The organism is Streptomyces sp. NPDC005925, from assembly GCF_040638805.1.
Classification (GTDB): Bacteria; Actinomycetota; Actinomycetes; order Streptomycetales; family Streptomycetaceae; genus Streptomyces.
Map to the genome: position 1 here is coordinate 25,888 of NZ_JBEXVL010000024.1, position 17,640 is coordinate 43,527.

The 17,640-nt window shown below is 73.3% G+C and carries 16 protein-coding genes, 1 pseudogene and 1 riboswitch; of the genes and pseudogenes, 9 read left to right on the top strand and 8 right to left on the bottom strand.

From position 1 onward, the window contains the following. Positions 1–172: 172 nt before the first annotated feature. Complete coding sequence (locus ABZ354_RS22830; protein WP_358659524.1) at positions 173–2,260, top strand: PhoX family protein; 2,088 nt, start codon at positions 173–175, stop codon at positions 2,258–2,260. A 168-nt stretch (positions 2,261–2,428) separates the two neighbouring features. On the opposite strand, the gene ABZ354_RS22835 is transcribed toward ABZ354_RS22830, so the two are convergent. Then, positions 2,429–3,382, bottom strand: coding sequence for a LysR family transcriptional regulator (locus tag ABZ354_RS22835; RefSeq protein ID WP_358659526.1), 954 nt, complete (start codon positions 3,380–3,382; stop codon positions 2,429–2,431). Between the two features lie 205 nt (positions 3,383–3,587). Here ABZ354_RS22835 and snpA point away from each other — a divergent pair, with 205 nt between their 5' ends. Further along, positions 3,588–4,247: a snapalysin gene (gene snpA / locus ABZ354_RS22840; RefSeq protein ID WP_358659608.1), complete on the top strand. Its 660-nt coding sequence runs from the start codon at positions 3,588–3,590 to the stop codon at positions 4,245–4,247. A 147-nt stretch (positions 4,248–4,394) separates the two neighbouring features. Here the strand turns inward: snpA and ABZ354_RS22845 are convergent, their stop codons facing one another. Next, on the bottom strand, positions 4,395–5,216 hold the full coding sequence (locus ABZ354_RS22845) for a hypothetical protein (protein ID WP_358659528.1): 822 nt from the start codon (positions 5,214–5,216) through the stop codon (positions 4,395–4,397). A 286-nt stretch (positions 5,217–5,502) separates the two neighbouring features. Continuing rightward, the gene (locus tag ABZ354_RS22850; RefSeq protein ID WP_358659530.1) at positions 5,503–5,979 is read right to left on the bottom strand and encodes a hypothetical protein; all 477 of its coding nucleotides are present in this window, start codon (positions 5,977–5,979) and stop codon (positions 5,503–5,505) included. A gap of 281 nt (positions 5,980–6,260) precedes the next feature. On the opposite strand from ABZ354_RS22850, the gene ABZ354_RS22855 reads away from it, so the two are divergent. From ABZ354_RS22855 to ABZ354_RS22865, 3 genes are all read left to right on the top strand, one after another. Continuing rightward, positions 6,261–7,826 (top strand): SpoIIE family protein phosphatase, encoded by a 1,566-nt coding sequence (locus tag ABZ354_RS22855; protein WP_358659532.1) that lies wholly within the window; start codon positions 6,261–6,263, stop codon positions 7,824–7,826. Positions 7,827–7,889: 63 nt separating this feature from the next. Continuing rightward, the gene (locus ABZ354_RS22860) at positions 7,890–8,951 is read left to right on the top strand and encodes a hypothetical protein (protein ID WP_358659534.1); all 1,062 of its coding nucleotides are present in this window, start codon (positions 7,890–7,892) and stop codon (positions 8,949–8,951) included. 297 nt (positions 8,952–9,248) lie between these two features. Further along, complete coding sequence (locus ABZ354_RS22865) at positions 9,249–10,070, top strand: hypothetical protein (RefSeq protein WP_358659536.1); 822 nt, start codon at positions 9,249–9,251, stop codon at positions 10,068–10,070. Between the two features lie 145 nt (positions 10,071–10,215). On the opposite strand, the gene ABZ354_RS22870 is transcribed toward ABZ354_RS22865, so the two are convergent. Both ABZ354_RS22870 and ABZ354_RS22875 read right to left on the bottom strand, forming a co-directional pair. Next, positions 10,216–10,737, bottom strand: coding sequence for a DUF6401 family natural product biosynthesis protein (locus ABZ354_RS22870; RefSeq protein ID WP_358659537.1), 522 nt, complete (start codon positions 10,735–10,737; stop codon positions 10,216–10,218). A gap of 59 nt (positions 10,738–10,796) precedes the next feature. Next, the gene (locus ABZ354_RS22875) at positions 10,797–10,964 is read right to left on the bottom strand and encodes a hypothetical protein (protein WP_358659616.1); all 168 of its coding nucleotides are present in this window, start codon (positions 10,962–10,964) and stop codon (positions 10,797–10,799) included. Positions 10,965–11,062: 98 nt separating this feature from the next. On the opposite strand from ABZ354_RS22875, the gene ABZ354_RS22880 reads away from it, so the two are divergent. Both ABZ354_RS22880 and ABZ354_RS22885 read left to right on the top strand, forming a co-directional pair. Next, positions 11,063–12,406: a helix-turn-helix transcriptional regulator gene (locus ABZ354_RS22880; protein WP_358659539.1), complete on the top strand. Its 1,344-nt coding sequence runs from the start codon at positions 11,063–11,065 to the stop codon at positions 12,404–12,406. Positions 12,407–12,773: 367 nt separating this feature from the next. Then, positions 12,774–13,514, top strand: coding sequence for a GAF and ANTAR domain-containing protein (locus tag ABZ354_RS22885; protein ID WP_358659541.1), 741 nt, complete (start codon positions 12,774–12,776; stop codon positions 13,512–13,514). 246 nt (positions 13,515–13,760) lie between these two features. On the opposite strand, the gene ABZ354_RS22890 is transcribed toward ABZ354_RS22885, so the two are convergent. Beyond that, on the bottom strand, positions 13,761–14,567 hold the full coding sequence (locus tag ABZ354_RS22890) for a hypothetical protein (RefSeq protein WP_358659542.1): 807 nt from the start codon (positions 14,565–14,567) through the stop codon (positions 13,761–13,763). Between the two features lie 307 nt (positions 14,568–14,874). Between ABZ354_RS22890 and ABZ354_RS22895 the strand changes: the two are divergent. Continuing rightward, positions 14,875–15,136: pseudogene (locus ABZ354_RS22895) on the top strand (nucleoside hydrolase); the annotation flags it as partial. Between the two features lie 7 nt (positions 15,137–15,143). Here ABZ354_RS22895 and ABZ354_RS22900 read toward each other — a convergent pair. Continuing rightward, positions 15,144–16,271, bottom strand: a complete 1,128-nt coding sequence (locus tag ABZ354_RS22900) for a HoxN/HupN/NixA family nickel/cobalt transporter (RefSeq protein ID WP_358659544.1) — start codon at positions 16,269–16,271, stop codon at positions 15,144–15,146. Between the two features lie 27 nt (positions 16,272–16,298). Continuing rightward, a riboswitch (cobalamin riboswitch) is annotated at positions 16,299–16,516 on the bottom strand. A 94-nt stretch (positions 16,517–16,610) separates the two neighbouring features. Here ABZ354_RS22900 and ABZ354_RS22905 point away from each other — a divergent pair. Next, positions 16,611–16,976, top strand: coding sequence for a helix-turn-helix domain-containing protein (locus tag ABZ354_RS22905; RefSeq protein ID WP_358659546.1), 366 nt, complete (start codon positions 16,611–16,613; stop codon positions 16,974–16,976). A gap of 214 nt (positions 16,977–17,190) precedes the next feature. On the opposite strand, the gene ABZ354_RS22910 is transcribed toward ABZ354_RS22905, so the two are convergent. After that, positions 17,191–17,556 carry a DUF6479 family protein gene (locus ABZ354_RS22910; protein ID WP_358659548.1) on the bottom strand — a complete coding sequence of 122 codons (366 nt, stop codon included), beginning with the start codon at positions 17,554–17,556 and terminating at the stop codon, positions 17,191–17,193. Positions 17,557–17,640 lie beyond the last annotated feature (84 nt).

Genomic DNA, 17,640 nt, shown 5'->3' on the forward strand with positions numbered 1-17,640 from the left:
GAGGACGTCGTGTCAAGGGTTCGGTTTCAGCCTCTTTCCCGGCCCAGGGCCGGGTCCGCCCAAGTCGCCCATGGACGCCCCTGGTTCACCCGTCGTTCACTCCGCCGTCCGGCTGCCGCACGTATGTGCCCCTACGGTCGCGCTGACACCGAGGAATCCCAGGGAGTACACAGTGCGCAAGCTGCTGCCGTTGATCGGAACGCCGTCCGGTTCTCATCCCGGCGGCCGGTCCGCCATGACCTGTCGTTTCCGGTGCGGGGACGCCTGCTTCCACGAGGTGCCCAACACCAGCGGCAACGAGTACGCCGGTGACGTCATCGCCGGCGCGCTCAGCCGCCGCTCGGTGATGCGGGCCGCCGCCGTCGTCACGGTCGCCGGGGCCGGTGCGGCCGGTGTCGCCGCCGCCCCGCAGGCCTCCGCCGTCCCGCAGGCCTCCGCCGCCTCTGGGGCATCCGCCGGCGCCACCTTCCGTGGCGACCGTGCCGCCCGCGGCCTCCGCTTCTCGCCCGTCGCGCCGAACACCGCCGACGCCGTCGTCGTCCCCGGGGGCTACGGCCAGAACGTCGTGATCCGCTGGGGCGAGCCGATCCTGCGCGGTGCGCCCGCCTTCGACCCGGAGAGGCAGACCGCGAGGGCACAGGCCGGACAGTTCGGGTACAACAACGACTTCCTCGCCCTGCTGCCGCTGCCCGGTGAGCGCGACCGGCAGTTGCTCGTCGCCAATCACGAGTACACCGACGAGATGCTGATGTTCCGGGGGTACGACCCCGAGAATCCGACCCGGGAGCAGGTCGAGATCGCCTGGGCCGCCCACGGGCTGTCCGCCGTCGTCGTCGAGGAGGACCGGAGGAGCGGGAGGCTGAGCGCCGTTCCCCGGCATCCCCTCAACCGGCGCGTCACCGCCACCACCGAGTTCCGGCTCACCGGCCCGGCCGCCGGGTCCGGCCTGCTGAAGACCTCCGCCGACCCGACCGGCACCAAGGTGTACGGCACCCTGAACAACTGCTCCGGCGGCACCACCCCCTGGGGCACCACGCTGCACGGCGAGGAGAACTTCAACCAGTACTTCGCCCACGGCAGCCGGGACACCGACAAGCGGTACGGCATCGGGACAGGGGCGACCGAGCGCAAGTGGGAGCGCTTCGACAAGCGGTTCGACATCGCTCAGGACCCCAACGAGGTGCACCGCTTCGGGTACGTCGTCGAATTCGATCCGTACGACCCCGGCTCCACTCCTCGTAAGCACACCGCTCTCGGGCGGTTCAAGCACGAGGCCGCGACCGTGCGGCTCACCGAGGACGGGCGGCCGGTCGTGTACTCCGGTGACGACGAGCGGTTCGACTACTTCTACAAGTTCGTCGGCAGCAAGCGGATGCGGAAGGGGTCCTCGCGTGCCGTGCGCGAGCACAACCTGTCGCTGCTGGACGAGGGCACGCTGTACGTCGCCAGGCTGACCGGGGACTCCCCGGCCACCGACATCGACGGCTCGGGCAGGCTCCCGGCCGACGGTGAGTTCGACGGCAGCGGCGAGTGGATTCCGCTGGCCACCGCGACCGCCCACGGCGCCGTCTCGCACGTCGAGGGCATGTCCGCCGACGAGGTGTTCGTGTTCACCCGCCTCGCCGGTGACAAGGCCGGCGCCACGAAGATGGACCGCCCCGAGGACATCGAGCCCAGCCCGGTCACCGGCAAGGTGTACGTCGCGCTCACCAACAACACGAACCGGGGGAAGGCCGGCTACGCCGCCGCCGACGAGGCCAACCCGCGCAACGGCAACAAGCACGGCCACGTCCTGGAGCTCACCGAGCGGGGGAACCGTGCCGACGCCACCCGGTTCGCCTGGTCGCTGTTCCTGGTCGCGGGCGACCCGGCCGACCCGGCGACGTACTTCGCCGGTTTCCCGAAGGACGAGGTCAGCCCGATCTCCTGCCCGGACAACGTGGCCTTCGACCCGTACGGCAACCTGTGGATCTCCACCGACGGCTCTCAGCTCGGCTCGCACGACGGCCTGTTCGGTGTCGCCACGCGCGGCGCGAGGCGCGGTGAGCTGAAGCAGTTCCTGACCGTGCCGAACGGCGCCGAGACCTGCGGCCCGCTCGTCCAGGACCGCCGCGTCCTGGTCTCCGTGCAGCACCCGGGCGAGGTCGACGGCGCCACCGTCGAGCAGCCCGCGAGTACCTGGCCCGACGGGCCGGGCTCGTATGTCCGCCCGGCCGTCGTCGCGGTGTGGCGCGAGGACGGCACCGACATCGGCGTATGACTGGCCGCTGGCCGCTGGCCGCTGAGCGCTGATCGCCGACCGTCTGCCGCTGACCGCCTGCCGCATCGCCGGCGGGTGAGGGCCTTCGGAAGGCCTTCGGTGATGCCTTCGGTGAGGGCCGTCGGTGGTGGCTGTCGGCGGTGACCTTCCGCGGTGGCCGGAAAGGGGTCAGGGGAGGGGGCAGGGGAGGGCTGGGACCGGCGGGCGGATGTCATCGCCTTCCAGCCACTCCCGGTAGGCGGGTGCCTGCCGCGCCACCTCCCAGTACGCCTCCTCCAGCGCGGGCAGCACGCCGTCCAGCTGGGTCTCCGTACGGGCCGCGAGCAGCAGTCGTACGCCGAGCGGGTCGCCACGCAGACGGCGTACGGCCATGTCGGCGCGGGGTTGGCAGGACGGCTGGCACACGGTGACGACCTCGCCGGTCGCGACCAGCGCGGACGCCGTGTGGTAGTCGCCGGACAGCACCGGCGGGTTGACTCCCGCCGCCCGGAACATGCGGTGCACGGCGTCCCATTCGCCGTCCACGCTCGGGTCGATCATCCACCGGTCCGTGGCCAGATCCCGCACCTCCACCACCGGCTTCACGGTGGCCGGATGGTCGGCCGGCAGCGACACGAACTGCGGCTCGCGTTCGACGAGGACGCGCACCCGCAGCTCCGGGGGCAGCCGCAGCGGACAGCCCTCGACCTCGTGCACGAAGGCGACGTCCAACTGCCCGTCGGCGACCATCCGCAGCAGCGTGTTCGCGGAGAGGTCCATGTGCAGGGTGGGTTCCTGGCCGTGGCCGCGCAGCCGGCGCAGCCAGCCCGCCAGCGCCTTGCTGGCCGTCGAACCGACACGCAGGCAGGGTCCGCCCGCGGCGGCGGCCCGCGCCTCCGTCACCAGGGACCGCAGTTCGGCCACCAAGGGCCGGGCGCGGCCCAGCACCAGCCGGCCGAGCGTCGTCGGACGGCAGCCGGCGCGGGTGCGCAGGAACAGCGGCCCGCCGAGCTCCTGCTCGATGCGGCGCAGTTGCGTGCTCAGCGACGGCTGTGCCACGCCGAGTTGGCGGGCGGCGCGGTGCAGACTGCCGGTGTCGGCTATGGCGCACAGCGCCCGCAGGTGCCTCACCTCGAGCTCCATGGCGCGGAGCGTAAAGCGGAAGTCCGTGTTTCACCAGACGCACAAACCCCTGCCGACAGCGGCGAACCGGGCGATCACGGGAAAGGTGATAGGGCCGCCCTATCACCTTTTGCCATCATCACAGCGGCCGCACAGGACCGCAGACTCCTGGTGACGACTTCACCCCCACCGCCCCCCCACCGCAGGAGTCTCGATGAGCATACGTATGTCCTCCTCCCTGGTCGCTCGCACCGCGGCGGTCACCATCGGTCTCTCCGTCGCCGCTCTCGGCATGTCGGTCCCCGCGTCCGCCGCGCCCGCTCCCACCCCGAAGCCCTACGCCGGCTCCGCCGAAGAGGCCGCGGCCAACAAGGCGTTCTTCGAGGCGGTCATGAAGTCCGTCGCCGAGAAGCGTGCCGCGAACCCGACGAGCACCGCGGCCGTCACGGTCTACTACAACGCCGCCAACGCCCCGTCGTTCCGTTCGCAGATCTCGAGCTCCGCCTCGATCTGGAACAGCTCGGTCTCCAACGTCAGGCTGGCCGCCACCAGCGGCAGCGCCGACTTCAACTACTACGAGGGCAACGACTCGCGTGGCTCGTACGCCTCGACCGACGGTCACGGCGGCGGCTACATCTTCCTGGACTACGCGCAGAACCAGCAGTACAACTCAACCCGTGTCACCGCCCACGAGACCGGCCACGTGCTCGGCCTGCCGGACCACTACTCGGGTCCGTGCAGCGAGCTGATGTCCGGCGGCGGCCCGGGCACCTCCTGCACCAACGCCTACCCGAACTCCACCGAGCGGTCCCGCGTCAACCAGCTGTGGGCGAACGGCTTCTCCGCGGCCCTCGACAAGGCGCTGCAGAAGAGCGACGCCCGCTAGGGCAGGCGCCGACACGCGCGACACTTCCCTGTTCCATCCGCGGCAGCGGCGTCCCCGAGGGGGCGCCGCTGTCCGGCGTTCCGGCGCCGGCCGGCCGGGCCGCGCCGCGCGGGCCGGTGCCGGCGCCGGTGCCCCCGTTCTCGTCGGTCAAGGACGGGCCGGGGGTGCCGAGGGTTGCCGGAGCCCGCGGCGGCGGGCGTATCTACCCGTCAGCCACGAGGCCGCGGCCACCGTCAGACCCACGGCGACCAGCAGCCACGACGCCGTGCGCAGGGTCGTCGTGAGGGCGTCGTAGACCGCTCCCGCGGCCGGGCGCCGCAGCTCGTCGGAGAGGTCGGCGACCGTGAGGCTGCGGCCGATCGCGACGGCGAGGGCGAGCAGCGCGCCGCCGAGGGCCGTGCCGAGTCCGGTCGCGGTGACCGCGCGGCGGCGGCACGCGGCGACGGCGATCCCGGCCAGCGCGAAGACGACCGCGCCGAGCGGCAGCCAGAACGCGGCGAAGTCCAGCACGTGGTACCCCTTCCGCAACCGGTCCACCTCGTCGGCCGGCAGCACGGCGACCGCGGTGTGCTCGACCGGGATGCGCTGCGCCAACGTCAGGTGGCGGGAGGCGAGCTGTGCCTTGACGCGGGCGGCGACGGGTGCCAGGTCGACGGTGACCGCGCGGTGGGCGGCGCGGTCGTCGCGCAGGGCGCGCAGCACCGCGTCGTGCACGATCCGGTTCGTGGCGTTCCAGGCCATGCGGTAGGTGTCGGTGCCGGTGAAGGAACGCACCGCGTCGTGTACGAACGGGCCGACCGCGCTGTGCGCCGGGCCGGCGTCGACCTGGGCGAGGATGCCGTCCCCGACGGTTTCCGCGACCGCGCCGCGCACGTCCGGGTCCGAGGCCAGCGGCGCCATCGTGGCGACGTACCGTCCGGTGTCGGCCAGTCCGTACGCCGCCCACGCCGCGAGCGTCCCGAACGGCACGAGCAGGCACGCGAGCGCGATCAGGACGGTCGACAGGGCGCCTCGGAGGCCGCGGGGGTGAGGGCCGCGCGGTGGACGGGAGCGGGGGAGGCGGGGGTGCACCCTCTCAGGCAACGCCAGGGCGGCGGGCGCGGCTACCGGGAGACCGGCAGATGGCCGCACGTCCACGCCGAACGGGCGGTCCGGCCCTCCCTTCGCCCCGGCCCCAGGGAACACCCGTCGGGCGAGGTCCCCGTCGCAGGTTCACGGTTCCCGTCGGCGGCGAGCCCCTGGAGGACGGCCCACCTCAGCCCGTGCGATGCCCTTCCGCGTCCTCGTGCGTGTAGAAGCGGTAGAACAGCACGAGGAAGAAGGCCACCGCGACGATCAGACCGAGGCCGGTCGCGCGCAGCCAGGTCGAGTCGGTCTGGCCGACGAGGAAGCCGACGGCGGCCCCGGCGAGGGCCGCCCAGAGCAGCGCGTGCGGTTCGCGCTTCAGGCGCGGGGCGAGGGTGCGCACGGCGATGTACAGGGTCATGAACACGATGGCCGTCACGAAGCCGAACAGCACGTTCCAGCCGGTGAGGGGTCCGCCGCTGCGCCGGTTGGCCGCGGCCCAGTAGCCGAAGAGCAGGCCGAGCACCAGGGGCAACGCCCACTTCACGGCCTTGTGGGTTCCCGGCCCGAAGATCTCGGTCGACCGGGTCGCGGTGGTCGGCGTGGCCGGGGCGGCCCGGACGGCTTTCCCGCCCGTCCCGCCCGACGCGGGAGCGGCGTGAGTCATGAGAGCACTCCTCTCTCCTCACCCCCGCCTCCCAGCGGACACCTGGCGCAGGTCGTCGGCAAGTCGGTGGCCGTACGGGTGCGGAGCCTCCGCCGGATCCCATCCCTGCGGTACGTCGGCGGCCGTACCTTCGACGGGCCTTCGCCGAAACCCTGGTGCGCCGGTGGCCGGAGCGGTGCGGGACCCTCCGTCGAACCCGTGGCACGTCGGTGACCGTACGGGTGCGGGACCACCGGGCGGGAGGGGATGCGGGGCGGCCCGGCGCGTGTTTCGCTGGGGCCGTGAGCGACGGCGGAGCCCAGCGCACGCGCCACCGGGCCCAGCGGGCCGGGCGCCGGGACGCCCTGCAACGACAGTCGCTGCTCAGGGTGCGCGGCCGGAGCGTGGCATGGGTGCCGCCGCTGGTGCTGCTCGTGCTGATCACCGCGATCGACCTCGCCACGCCCGGCAGCTTCCGCATCATGACCTGGATCGTGCTGGTGCCGGGCACCGCCGCCGCGCTCTGCCGGGTGTGGACGACGGCCGCGTTCGCGCTGCTGTCGGTGGCGAGCTACGTCCTGGTCGACGGGGCCTGGCCCAACGAGTACCAGGCGGGACTGGCCGACTTCGTCCTCGTCGCGATCGGCGGCGCCCTCGCCACGCTGGCCTGCGAGGTCCGGCTGCGCGGCGAACGCCGCATGATCCACATGCGGGACATCGCCGACACCACCCGCCGCACCGTGCTGCGCCCGATGCCGCCGCGCTGGGGCGGTCTGGAGCACGCGGCGGTCTATCTCGCCGCGGACACCGACGCCCGCGTCGGCGGCGACTTTTACGACATCCAGCCCGGCCCGCACGGCACGCGTGTGCTGGTGGGCGACGTGCAGGGCAAGGGGCTTGGCGCGGTGGAGGCTGCGGCGGCGCTGCTCGGCACGTTCCGTGAGATCGCCTACCACGAGCCGCGCCTCGCGACGGTCGCGGAACATCTGGAGACCCGTATGCGTCGGCACCAGCAGCACCTGAGGGACCTCGGACGGCAGGACGCGGACCGGTTCGCCACGGCCGTGCTGCTCGGCTTCCCGCCGGGAGAGGCCGACGAGAACGTGGTGGAGGCCGTCGTGTTCGGCCACGAACCCCCGCTCGCGGTCGGCCCCGGCGGCGTGCACTCCCTGCCGGGATACGACGCGCTGCCGCTCGGCCTCGCCGAACTGGCAGCCGACGACGCCGAAGCGGGGCCCCGGGGCGGGGACGTCACCACTTCACCGGTCCCTGGCGCCACCGTGCCGGTCCCTGGCGCCACCGCGCCGGTCCCTGTCACCAACTCACCGGATTCCCCCACCACCGTGCCGGGCCCCGCCTCTGCCTCACCCGGCCGAGCCAGGGTGCCACCGGGCCCGGCATCCACCTCACCGGGCCCTGCCACCACCGCAGGCCCTCCCCCCGCCTCACCGGCCCCGGCGTCCACCCCACCGGGCCCCGTCATCACCGCCCCGGACCTCGCCCCGGGCCCCGCCCCGGCCGCCGCGTCCGTGCCCGCCCCGCCCGGGGCAGCCGCTCCGCCCGCCCTGCCCGCTCCGCCGGCCCCGCCCGTGCACCGCGTGCCGATCGCTCCGGACGAGACGCTGCTGCTGTTCACCGACGGAGTGACCGAGGCCCGCGACCGCCAAGGCGTCTTCTACCCGCTTCAGGAGAAGGTGGCGCGGGCCGTCGCCGCCGATCCCGGGGTGGCCGACCCGCACCGTCTGGTGGCACTGGTCCGCGACGGCACCCTGCGGCACACCCGCGGTCACCTCGACGACGACACCACGGTGTTCGCGGTGCGCAGGGCGCCCGGCGCGGGCTCCGAAGGAGGACGTTTGCAGGCCTGAGCCCCCGGCCACGACCGCAGCGGTTACCGTGCTGACGTACGTGATCGACAGGGGGAGGGGACGATGCCCGCAACCGTGCTGCTGCTCGCGGCCTCGCCGGTGGGCCGGGGACGACTGGTGGACGCCGCGTCCGTGCTGCCCGTCCTCGCGGCCGTCCCACCCGCTGTGCTGTCCGGCGCGGACACCGCGAACGTCGTCGAACTCGCCGACCCGCTGGAGCCGCAGGCCGTTCTGACCAGGCTGCGCGCCGCCGCCACGGCGCCCGGCGCGCTCACCGTGTACGTCGTCGGGCAGCTCCAGCTCGACCGCCGACAGCGGCTCCCCCATCTGGCGCTGGCCCGCACCACCGCGTCGACCGTCCGCTACACCGCGCTGCCCTGGCACTGGATCCGTGAGGAGCTGCGGCTGCGCCCGGCCGGCACGTCGACGCTGCTGCTCGACCTGCACGCGGACACCGAGAGCTGGGAGTGGTTGCGGGCCAATCCGCTGGACTGCGGCCGGAACAACGCCGTCTACGGCCGCATCGCCCCGCCCCCGTCCCGGCGCGCGGTGGCGCAGCCCGCGTACATGAAGGCCGTGGCGACGATTCTGCGCAGTGGGGTCCGGCCGCCGCTCGACCTGCTGCACCAGCAGGCGCTCACCCGCACGGCGTCCGAGAGCGGGGGCGCCGACCTGGTGCTGACCACTCCGGGGCCGGCACCCGGCGACCCGCACGCCGCGATCAGTGCCGCGGTACGCGCCGGCCGGCACGGCGACGCCGACGCGCTTGCCGCCCGGCACGAGCAGACCGCCCGGCAGACCCACGGCCCCGGGTCCGAGGAGGCGCTGCACTGGGCCGAAGTGCGGGCGGACCTCGCGATGTTCGCCGGGGACGCCGCCCGCAGCTGCCGCACCTGGATGGCGATCGCGTCGGCGCGGCTGACGGCGGGGCAGACCCCGGACGCGCCCGCCGTGGAGTCGGCGGTGGACCGGGCCCACCACCAGTGGGGGCAGGTCAAGGACGTGGCGTCCGCCCGGCAACTGGGCGAGGAGCTGGCCGGTCTGCGCGGCCGGGTCCCCGGTCGGCGCGAGGGCGCGCTGGATCACGTACGGCAGCAGCTGAGTCAGCTCCAGGGGCAGGGCTGACACGGTCGGCACGGGCATCCGGTGACGGATCTCGTACGGGGCTCGGCGACGGCAGGGGACACCACGGTGTTTCACGTGAAACACCGCCAGTTGCGGCGAGGTGACTACCAGTCGTCAACCGGCACTGGGCCGACTGCCGCGGAAGATCCGCCGGGAGGGGCACCGGTGCGGGGCGACCTCGCGCCTGACGCGGCCCCGAATCACCCGAATGGCGGCGTTCACCGAGGTCCGCCGGCTGGACGGCTGTTATCCACGTAGCAGGGGGAAGTCGCCACCAACCGAAGGAAGGGTTGCCTCATGGCCACCACCCTTGCCATCGACTTCACCCAGGGACTCAACGACGCCTGGTCGAAGATCGCCACATTCGTGCCGAAGCTGATCGGCTTCCTCGTCGTCCTGGTCATCGGCTGGTTCATCGCGAAGATGATCACGAAGGTCCTGGACCGGGTGCTGCGCAAGGTCGGCTGTGAGCGGCTGTCGGAGCGGGCCGGTACGTCGCGGATGTTGGAGAACTCCACGTACGACCTGACCGGCATCATCTCGAAGATCGTGTACTTCGCGCTGATGCTGATCGTCATCCAGATGGCCCTGGGCGTCTTCGGCGCCAACCCGGTGAGCACGATGATCAACAACATCGTCAGCTGGCTGCCGCGCGGCATCGTCGCCGTCGTCCTCGTCGTCGTCGCCATGGCCATCGCGAACATGGTCCGCTCGATCGTCCAGGGCGCGCTGTCGTCCGCGTCGTACGGCAACACCGTCGCCACGGGCGTGTGGGGCGCGATCGTCGCCCTCGGTGTGATCGCCGCCCTCGGCCAGGCCGGCATCGCGGAGAACGTCGTCCAGTCGCTGCTGGTCGCGGCGCTCGCCACGGTGGCGGGCATCCTGATCGTCGGTGTCGGCGGCGGCATGGTCATGCCGATGCGGCAGCGCATGGAGCGGATGCTGAGCGCGGCGGAGGAGGAGACGAGCCGCCGCAAGGGCAGCATGTCCGCCTACCAGGCGGGCCGGGAGGACGCCCGGCGCCAGACGGCCGGCGAACGGACCGCGACGGGGACCGAGGCCGGGCGCCGGGGCGCCACCGAGATGGGCCGCGAGACGGACCGCCCGTCGGACATGTGACAGATGCGGCGGAAGTGGCGGATATGACGAAGAACCGCCGACCGGGCCGAGGGGAGCGGCCCGGTCGGCGGCTCTGCGGGTTGTGCCGGTTCCGCCGGTTGCGCGGCCGGGGGGTTGTGCGGTCTTTCGCTGCTCTTGCCTCGGATCAGAGGATGTCGTCGGCGATGTCGTCGGCGATGCTGCGGCGCCCGCCGCCCTCGTCGCCGATGGAGGTCGCGTCCGTACCGGTTCCCGCGTCCCGACCGGAGCCGGTCGCCGTGTCAGCGCCGGACAGCGGGCCGGTGCCGGTCGCCGTGTCAGTGCCGGTCAGCGGGCCGGTGCCGGTCGTCGTGTCAGTGCCGGTCAGCGGGCCGGTGCCCGGGTCCGTCTCCGTCAGCAGGTCGTGGCGTCGGGCGAGCCAGCTGATCGCGGTCAGGCGGCACACGGCGTAGTCGTGCCCGACGGGCTCGCGCCAGTCCATCTCGTCGAGCGCGTCGAGGAAGCCGAGGGCGTAGTCGGTGAGGGCCTCGCGGTGCGGGGGCGGCGGAATCAGCCCCGGGTGGTTCGCCGACAGGCGGTCCCGTATCTCTGCCACGTGCTGGTCCACGGCAGCCGTGAAGCCGGGCTCGAACGCGAACTCCGCGAACCGCGGCTGGTACATGCTGCTGATCTTGGCCAAAGGGGACATGCGTTCCACCGTAGGTGGGGCTCCGAGGAGCAGAGCACCCCGGTTTGCCATGATTTACATCACCAGGAGAGCGGCTCGCCCGCGGACTGTGCCGTCCGCTGCTCCGGCGCCGGGTCCGCCGCCCGGGCCGTGCCGGCGTTCGCGGCGAGGATCAGCGTCACCGCTGCCACGACGGCCGCGGCGAAGCCCCGGGTGTACCGCCGGGTCATGCGGGTGTGGTCGAACACGGTGACCTCGCAACAGCAATGTGTTAAGCACGTTTAAGGCGGCGCTCACCGTAGGCGCTTCCCGAGCCGAGCGGCAAGAGGCACAGGGGGAACAGGCAATGGGGGACCGTGACGACCCAGGAACCATCGGGCGGCGGGTGCAGCGGCTGCGCGTCGAACGCGGCCTGACACAGCGGCAACTGGCGGAGCCGGTGTACACGCCCGCCTACATCTGCACCCTCGAGTCCGGAGGCCTACGCCCCTCCGACCAGGCCCTCGAGCATCTCGCCGAACGGCTCGGCGTCGCCTACGACGAACTGGCGACCGGACGCAGCGCACGCACCGCCACCGAGCTGCGGCTGCGGCTGACCGAGGCACAGCGCACGCTGGCCGCCGGCGAGGCCGAAGAGGCCGCCGCGCAGTACGCCGTGCTGCTCGCCGAGGCCGAGGCACAGCACCTGACGGAGGAACAGGCGGCGGCGTTGCTCGGACTCGGCGAGTGCGCCCTGGACACCGGGGAACTGGAGGTCGGCCGGGAGCACTTCGAGCGGGCCGAGCGCATGCTCGCCGACGCTCCGCTGCCCTCCCGCGTGCCCGCCGTGCGGGGCCGGGCCGTCGCCCACTACCTCGCCGGACAACTGCGCTACTCCGTCCATCTGCTGGAGAGCGCCCTCGACGAGCTGAACTGCGCCGCACTGCAGGACCCCGACGCCCTGCTCCTGCTGTACGCCAGCATCATCGCGCCGTACATGGACATGGGTGCCCACGCGCGTGCCGCGAAGGCCGCCGGGTTCGCGCTCGCCCTCGCCCCGCACTCGGGCGATCCCGCGCTGGTGGCCCGTATGCACCGGTCCGTCGCCCGCACCATGCTCGCCGAGGGCCGCCTCGCCGAGGCCGACGCCTCCCTCGCCAAGGCCACCGAGCTGTACCGCACGCTCCATCTGCGCACCGAGCTGGCCAACTGCCACTGGATGCGCGGCTACGTGTACGCACAGCACGGCCGGCTCGGCCGGGCCGAGGAGGAACTGCGCGCGGCCCGCGAGATGCTGTCCGCCACCCGCGCCGCCCTCTACACCAGCCAGGTCGCCGTCGAACTCGCCGACGTGCTGCACCGGCGCGGCAAGTCCGAGGAGGCCGCGGGGCTGCTGCGCGACGTGCTCGGGGACCTCTCACCCGAGCGCGGCGCCGTGCACGCGGCGGCGGCCCACCGGCTGCTCGGCATCATCGCCGAGGACGCCCGCGACACCGACACCGCCGAGGAGCACTACGTCCGTTCCCTGAGTCTGCTGGAGCGGGCGGGCGCCGCCGGTGACCTGGCCGACCTGTGCCGGCTGCTCGGTGATCTGCTGCGCCGCACCGGCCGGGTGGAGGCCGCGCTCGACGCGTATCGCACGGGGCTCGGGCCCCGTACCGCCCCGGGGACGACGACCCTGGGACCGGCACCGGCGCAGCCGGCGCTGTGAGCGGGCCGCCGGGAAGGACGTCACAGACGGCGCGGGCGCGTTTCGGTCCCGGACGGCTCGGGTAGTCGGGCGTGGTTCCGGGGAGTGGGCGTGTGTACTGCCCGTATCCGCGTCACGTCGCGCGCGGGGCCTCCCGGTCATTGGGTCGATGTCGCACAGACCGCGGTGAGTGAGGGAGGCGGTAGCCGTGCCGAGGGACGACCGTCATGGCGCCCCCGGCGACGAACCTGGTCCGCACGGCGCTCGGGGCGGCTACGAACCGGGACCGCGCGGGCCGGACGCGCCGGGGACACGCGGGCCGTACGAGCCGTACGAGCCGTACGAGCCGTACGAACCTTGTGAACCTTATGAATCAGGGACGTACGGGATGTCCCGGGCTCACGGGGCGGGTGCGGAGCCGGACCAGGACCGGGAGCGCGCCGCCGAACTGATCGCCTCGACCCTGAAGGGCGCCGTGCCCGGGGAGGTCCCGGGACGACTGTGCGCCGTCGCGGTCACGCTGCTGCCGGTGAGTGGCGCGAGTGTGTCCCTGCGCAGTGGCGGCATGCCCGCGCAGCTCAGCGCGAGCAGCCCGGAGGCCGCGCACCTCGCCGACGTACAGGCCACACTCGGCGACGGCCCCTGCCAGCGGGTGCTGCAGACGGGCGGGCCGGTCTTCGCCCGCGATCTGGGCGGGCCCGCCGACGCGGACCGCTGGCCGGTCTTCGCGCAGGCGGCCACGGCGGCCGGGGTACGGGCCGTGTACGCGCTGCCGCTCGGCTTCGGTGACGTGTGCGTCGGCACCCTCGACCTGTACCGCGAGAGCCCCGGCGACCTCACCGCGCGGCAGCGGCGCACCGCGGAGATCGTGGCCGACGCGATGACCGTGGCGCTGACTGCCCTGCCGCACGGCGAGGAGCCCGAGGGGGAGGGTTCCCCCTGGCTGAACGGGCTGGCCGCGCACCACGACGAGGTCCATCACGCCGTCGGCATGATCATGGCGCAGCTCGGCGTGGGTGCCGAGGACGCGCTGGCCCGGCTGCGCGGGGACGCCTTCGCGCAGGGCCGCACCGCTCTGGACGTGGCGCGGGACGTGGTGGCACGCCGCAGGCGGTTCGAACGGGACTGAGCGCCGAGTCGGCCTCCGGGCCCGAGGCCCGGCCCCCGGACGGCCTGGACCGGCGCCCATGGATGTGTTCAGGGCGAAGGAAGCGGTCGACCGGCCGGGCTGACGCGGCCGAGTACGGCGGCGGGGACCGTCGCGGACCGGTCTGCCGGACGGGTTCGGCGCACGACGGACGGGTTCGTCGGAACCTCTCGGCAGCCGCTCCCCCGTGTCCACCGCTCACCTGCGCCCCGTGTTCACCGCTGGTGGTCACACCTGTGCCCGGCCCTGTGCCCGTACCTCGGCCAGCCGCTGGGCGCCCAGCTCCGCGACCGCGCGGGTGATGTCGGGGACGACCTCGCCGAGCCCGCCGTTGGTCACGCTGATCGCGTCCTCGCCGACGCGTACCGCCGCGACCTCCAGCGTGAGCACCGCGGCCCCGCCGTCGGTGTCCGTGCCGGTCAGCGTCACCCTGAGACCCTGGCGCGCGTCCCCGGCCTCCGGCAGCGCCTCGTCCGTGACCCGGATCTCCGCCCGCTCGCCCACCGCCGTCGACGCCGCGAACCGCCCGCACCGCTTGGGCAGCGTCCGCATCCAGTGCAGCGTGCGGTCCAGCTCCGCCGCCCGGTACGCGGTCACCTGGTGGCGCAGCTGCGCGTCCGTGTCCACGTCGTCCAGGGCGACCACCGCGCGCGGCCCGCCCGGGGCGCCGAACAGGTCGTCCGCGTACAGGACGTCCAGCAGACGCCGGCAATCGGCGTCGCCGGTCGTGGCCTTCAGCAGTGCGTCCCGCCAGGTCGCCGCGCCCCGCGTGGGCACCCACGGCCCGCCCAGGTCGTCCCGGGTGACCAGCGCGGCCCGCGCCTGCCCCTCGGTCAGCACGGGCGGCATCGCCGGTGTGGCCCGCGCCACCGGAGGCCGCTCGGCGTCCGGCGGAGCGGAGGAGACGACCGGTGCCCGGGAGGACCCGGACGCCGCCCGCCCGCCACCGGCGATCCCGCACCCGGCCACGCCCAGCAGCACGGCCGTTGCCAGGACGGGGCCGGTCAGGACACGAACAGCCGGGGAACGGGACATCGTCGGCCTCCTTGGACCAGCCCTGCCGGGATCGGGTACGTACGTTCCTCCACGCCACCATCCGCCCCGCCCGGCCACCAGCGCGGCGGTCCGTCCGGGTGAGGACCGGCCGGTGAGAACCCGGGCCCGGATCCGCGTAGGTCCCTGGTGGCGCCCCTACGACGCCCACGAAAGCCACCAGCCGCCGCCCCGCCCGCCGACGGCATGCGCCCGGCCCTGCCGCAAGGACAGGCCGCCGTGACGACCCGCCCCCCGGCCGCCCGCAGAACGCGGACCGCTCCGGCCCGCAGAGCACCGGCCCGTCCCGGTGATCATCGACTGCGACACCGGCATCGACGACGCCCCCGCTCTCCTCCTCGCCGTCCGGCATTCCGGCCCCGTCCGCGGGCCGTCACCTGCGTGGCGGGGAACACCGACGCCGACGGCGTCGTACGTACCACCCTCACAGCGCTGGAGCAGGCCGGCGCCCCCGGGAACCCGTCGCGCGGGGCGCCGAGCGGCCGTTGATCGACACGGTGCGCACGGCGCGGCACGTGCACGACCACGACGGCACGGGCGACCTCGGCGTGCGGCGCGTCAGTCGGCCTCCGCCGGGCGCACCGCCCACCGCTGTTCCACCTTCGCGACCTTCCAGTACGACACCGCCGCCGCCCACACCACCACGAACAGTCCGACGATCACGTAGCCGACGCTGTCGAGGTCGAGGCCCGCGATCCAGCTCGTCACCGCGTCGCTCAGATCGAGCTTCTCGTGCAGTACGCCGACGAGTTCGATCGTGCCGATGACGAACGCGACGGCGATGGACAGGCCGGTGATCGTGAGGTTGTAGAACACCTTGCGCACGGGGTTCGAGAAGGCCCACTGGTAGGCGAAGTTCATGAACGTGCCGTCCAGCGTGTCGAACAGGCTCATGCCGGCCGCGAACAGCAGCGGCAGACACAGGACCGCGTACCAGGGCAGGCCCGCCGCCGCGCCCGAACCCGCCATCACCATCAGCGTGACCTCGGTGGCGGTGTCGAAGCCGAGCCCGAACAGGAAACCCAGCGGATACATCTGGCCCGGCCGGGAGATCGACCCGGTGAGACGGCCGAGGACGCGGTTCATGAACCCCCGCGAGTCCAGGTGCTCCTCCAGCCGCTTCTCGTCGTACTGGCCCGCCCGCATCGCCCGGAACACCCTCAGGATGCCGAGCAGCGCGACCAGGTTGAGCGCGGCGATGAGGTAGAGGAACGTGCCGGAGACGGTCGTACCGAGCACGCCCAGCACCTGGTGGGTGTCCGATTCCTCGTCCATGACACGGCCGGCGAGGTTCGTGCCACCCGCGACCAGGCAGGCCAGCAGCACGACGACGCTGGAGTGGCCCAGCGCGAACCAGAAGCCCACCGAGACCGGTCGCTTGCCGTCGGCCATGAGCTTGCGGGTGGTGTTGTCGATCGCGGCGATGTGGTCCGCGTCGAAGGCGTGCCGCACGCCGAGGGTGTACGCGGTGATGCCGAGGCCGATGCCGAAGGCCTTGGAGCCGACTTCGTAGTGCGCGGGGACGACCAGCAGGAACAGGACACCGAAGGCGACCACGTGCAGTGCGGCGATCACCGCCATCAGGCTCGCGGTCCTGAGCGTGTCCTCCCGCCGCCAGCGGAACGATTCCGCAGTGGTCGGCGGGGCGGATTGGTCGGTGAAACGGGCAGAGTCGGGCACAGTCATCCGGTCACGCTCCAGCACCTCGTGGATCAGTTCGTGAGATGCCGTGGCCGGTCTCCTGGCTTACGGGTCGTGCGTTTCCGCCCCGCCTTCCCGGCCGCCGCACGGCGGCCAGTGGCTGCCCCCTCTTGGAGGGCGTGGGACGCAAACTCCCCGATCACAGTGGCGAGGGCCGCTCCGGTCTGGACCCCTCGGTTTCCCGACGGGCCGTCACCGGCTTCCCGAACACCACGGCGGCGCCCACGCTAGGGCCTGCGGGACGCCGCTGCATAGTTGCACAGCTGCGCAGGTATCCAAGATCACAGGGGCGGGCGCGGAAGGGCACCTGCGAGGATGTGCGCCATGCATCTCGTCCCGGCCGACCGCGCCGGCCGGCGCGCCATCGACGGCCATCGGGTGTGCGACGCCGTCGCCGCGATCGGCGAGCCCGGCCACGTCCGTGCCTGGGCCGACCGCTTCTCCCTGCTGGCCGACGCCAAGCGGCTCGCACTGCTGCTCGCTCTGCATCGCACCGAGCCGCTGGCCGTGTCCGACCTGGCCCTCGCCACCGGCATGAACGACCCGGCGGCCTCCCAGGCGCTACGCCTGCTGCGTGCGGCCGGGGTCGTGGAGCGCGAGAAGGACGGCCGCGTGGTGCGGTACCGGGTGGTGGACGCGGAGGTGCGGGGGCTGCTGGCGCACTGCGCCGCGGCGGAGGCCGGGGGGTAGAGGCGAGGCGGTCGCAGGGGCGTGGCCGGGCGTGAGCGTCGTAGAAGACGAGAGCCGGGTGCCCTTCGCTCGCCCGGCGTCGGTGGACGCCGGGCGGGGGAGGGTGCAGGGGGCGGAGTCCGGTGGACGCCGGGCAGTGTTGCCCGGCGCCCGGCGCCGGCGCCCGGCGCTCGGCGTCACCGCGACCGCGGGGGCCCGTGGCGGGCGGCCGGGGTCAGAGCCGGAAGCCGCCGCTGCCGAAGGATCCGCTGGAGCCGGGCCGCCAGCGGCGACGGTTCTGGTCGACGCCCCGTCTGCTCTGCGCCTGGCGGAGTTCGTAGGGCATGAGGCGCCTGCCGTCACCGGCCGTCGGCACCTCGTCGGGCTCGCGCACCTCTCTGATCTCGTGAACCGCGCCCGAGTCGGGCAGATGGGGCTGCTCCTCGGCGGTGGGCCGGTGCGGCTCCCCCTCCATGACTCTGATGCCGACGCGTACGGCCCACACGAGCGCGCCGGCCAGGACCAGCCCGCCGATGAACGCCGCCGTCACGTTGAGTACCTGATGCGAGGCGGCCAGTACGTCGAACGCTGCTGCACTCATAAGGGAATTATCCCCGCTGAAATGAGAAATAACGAATGGAATGTCCAGGTTTTGGGGTGGGGGTGAGGGTAAGGGTGAGGCGGA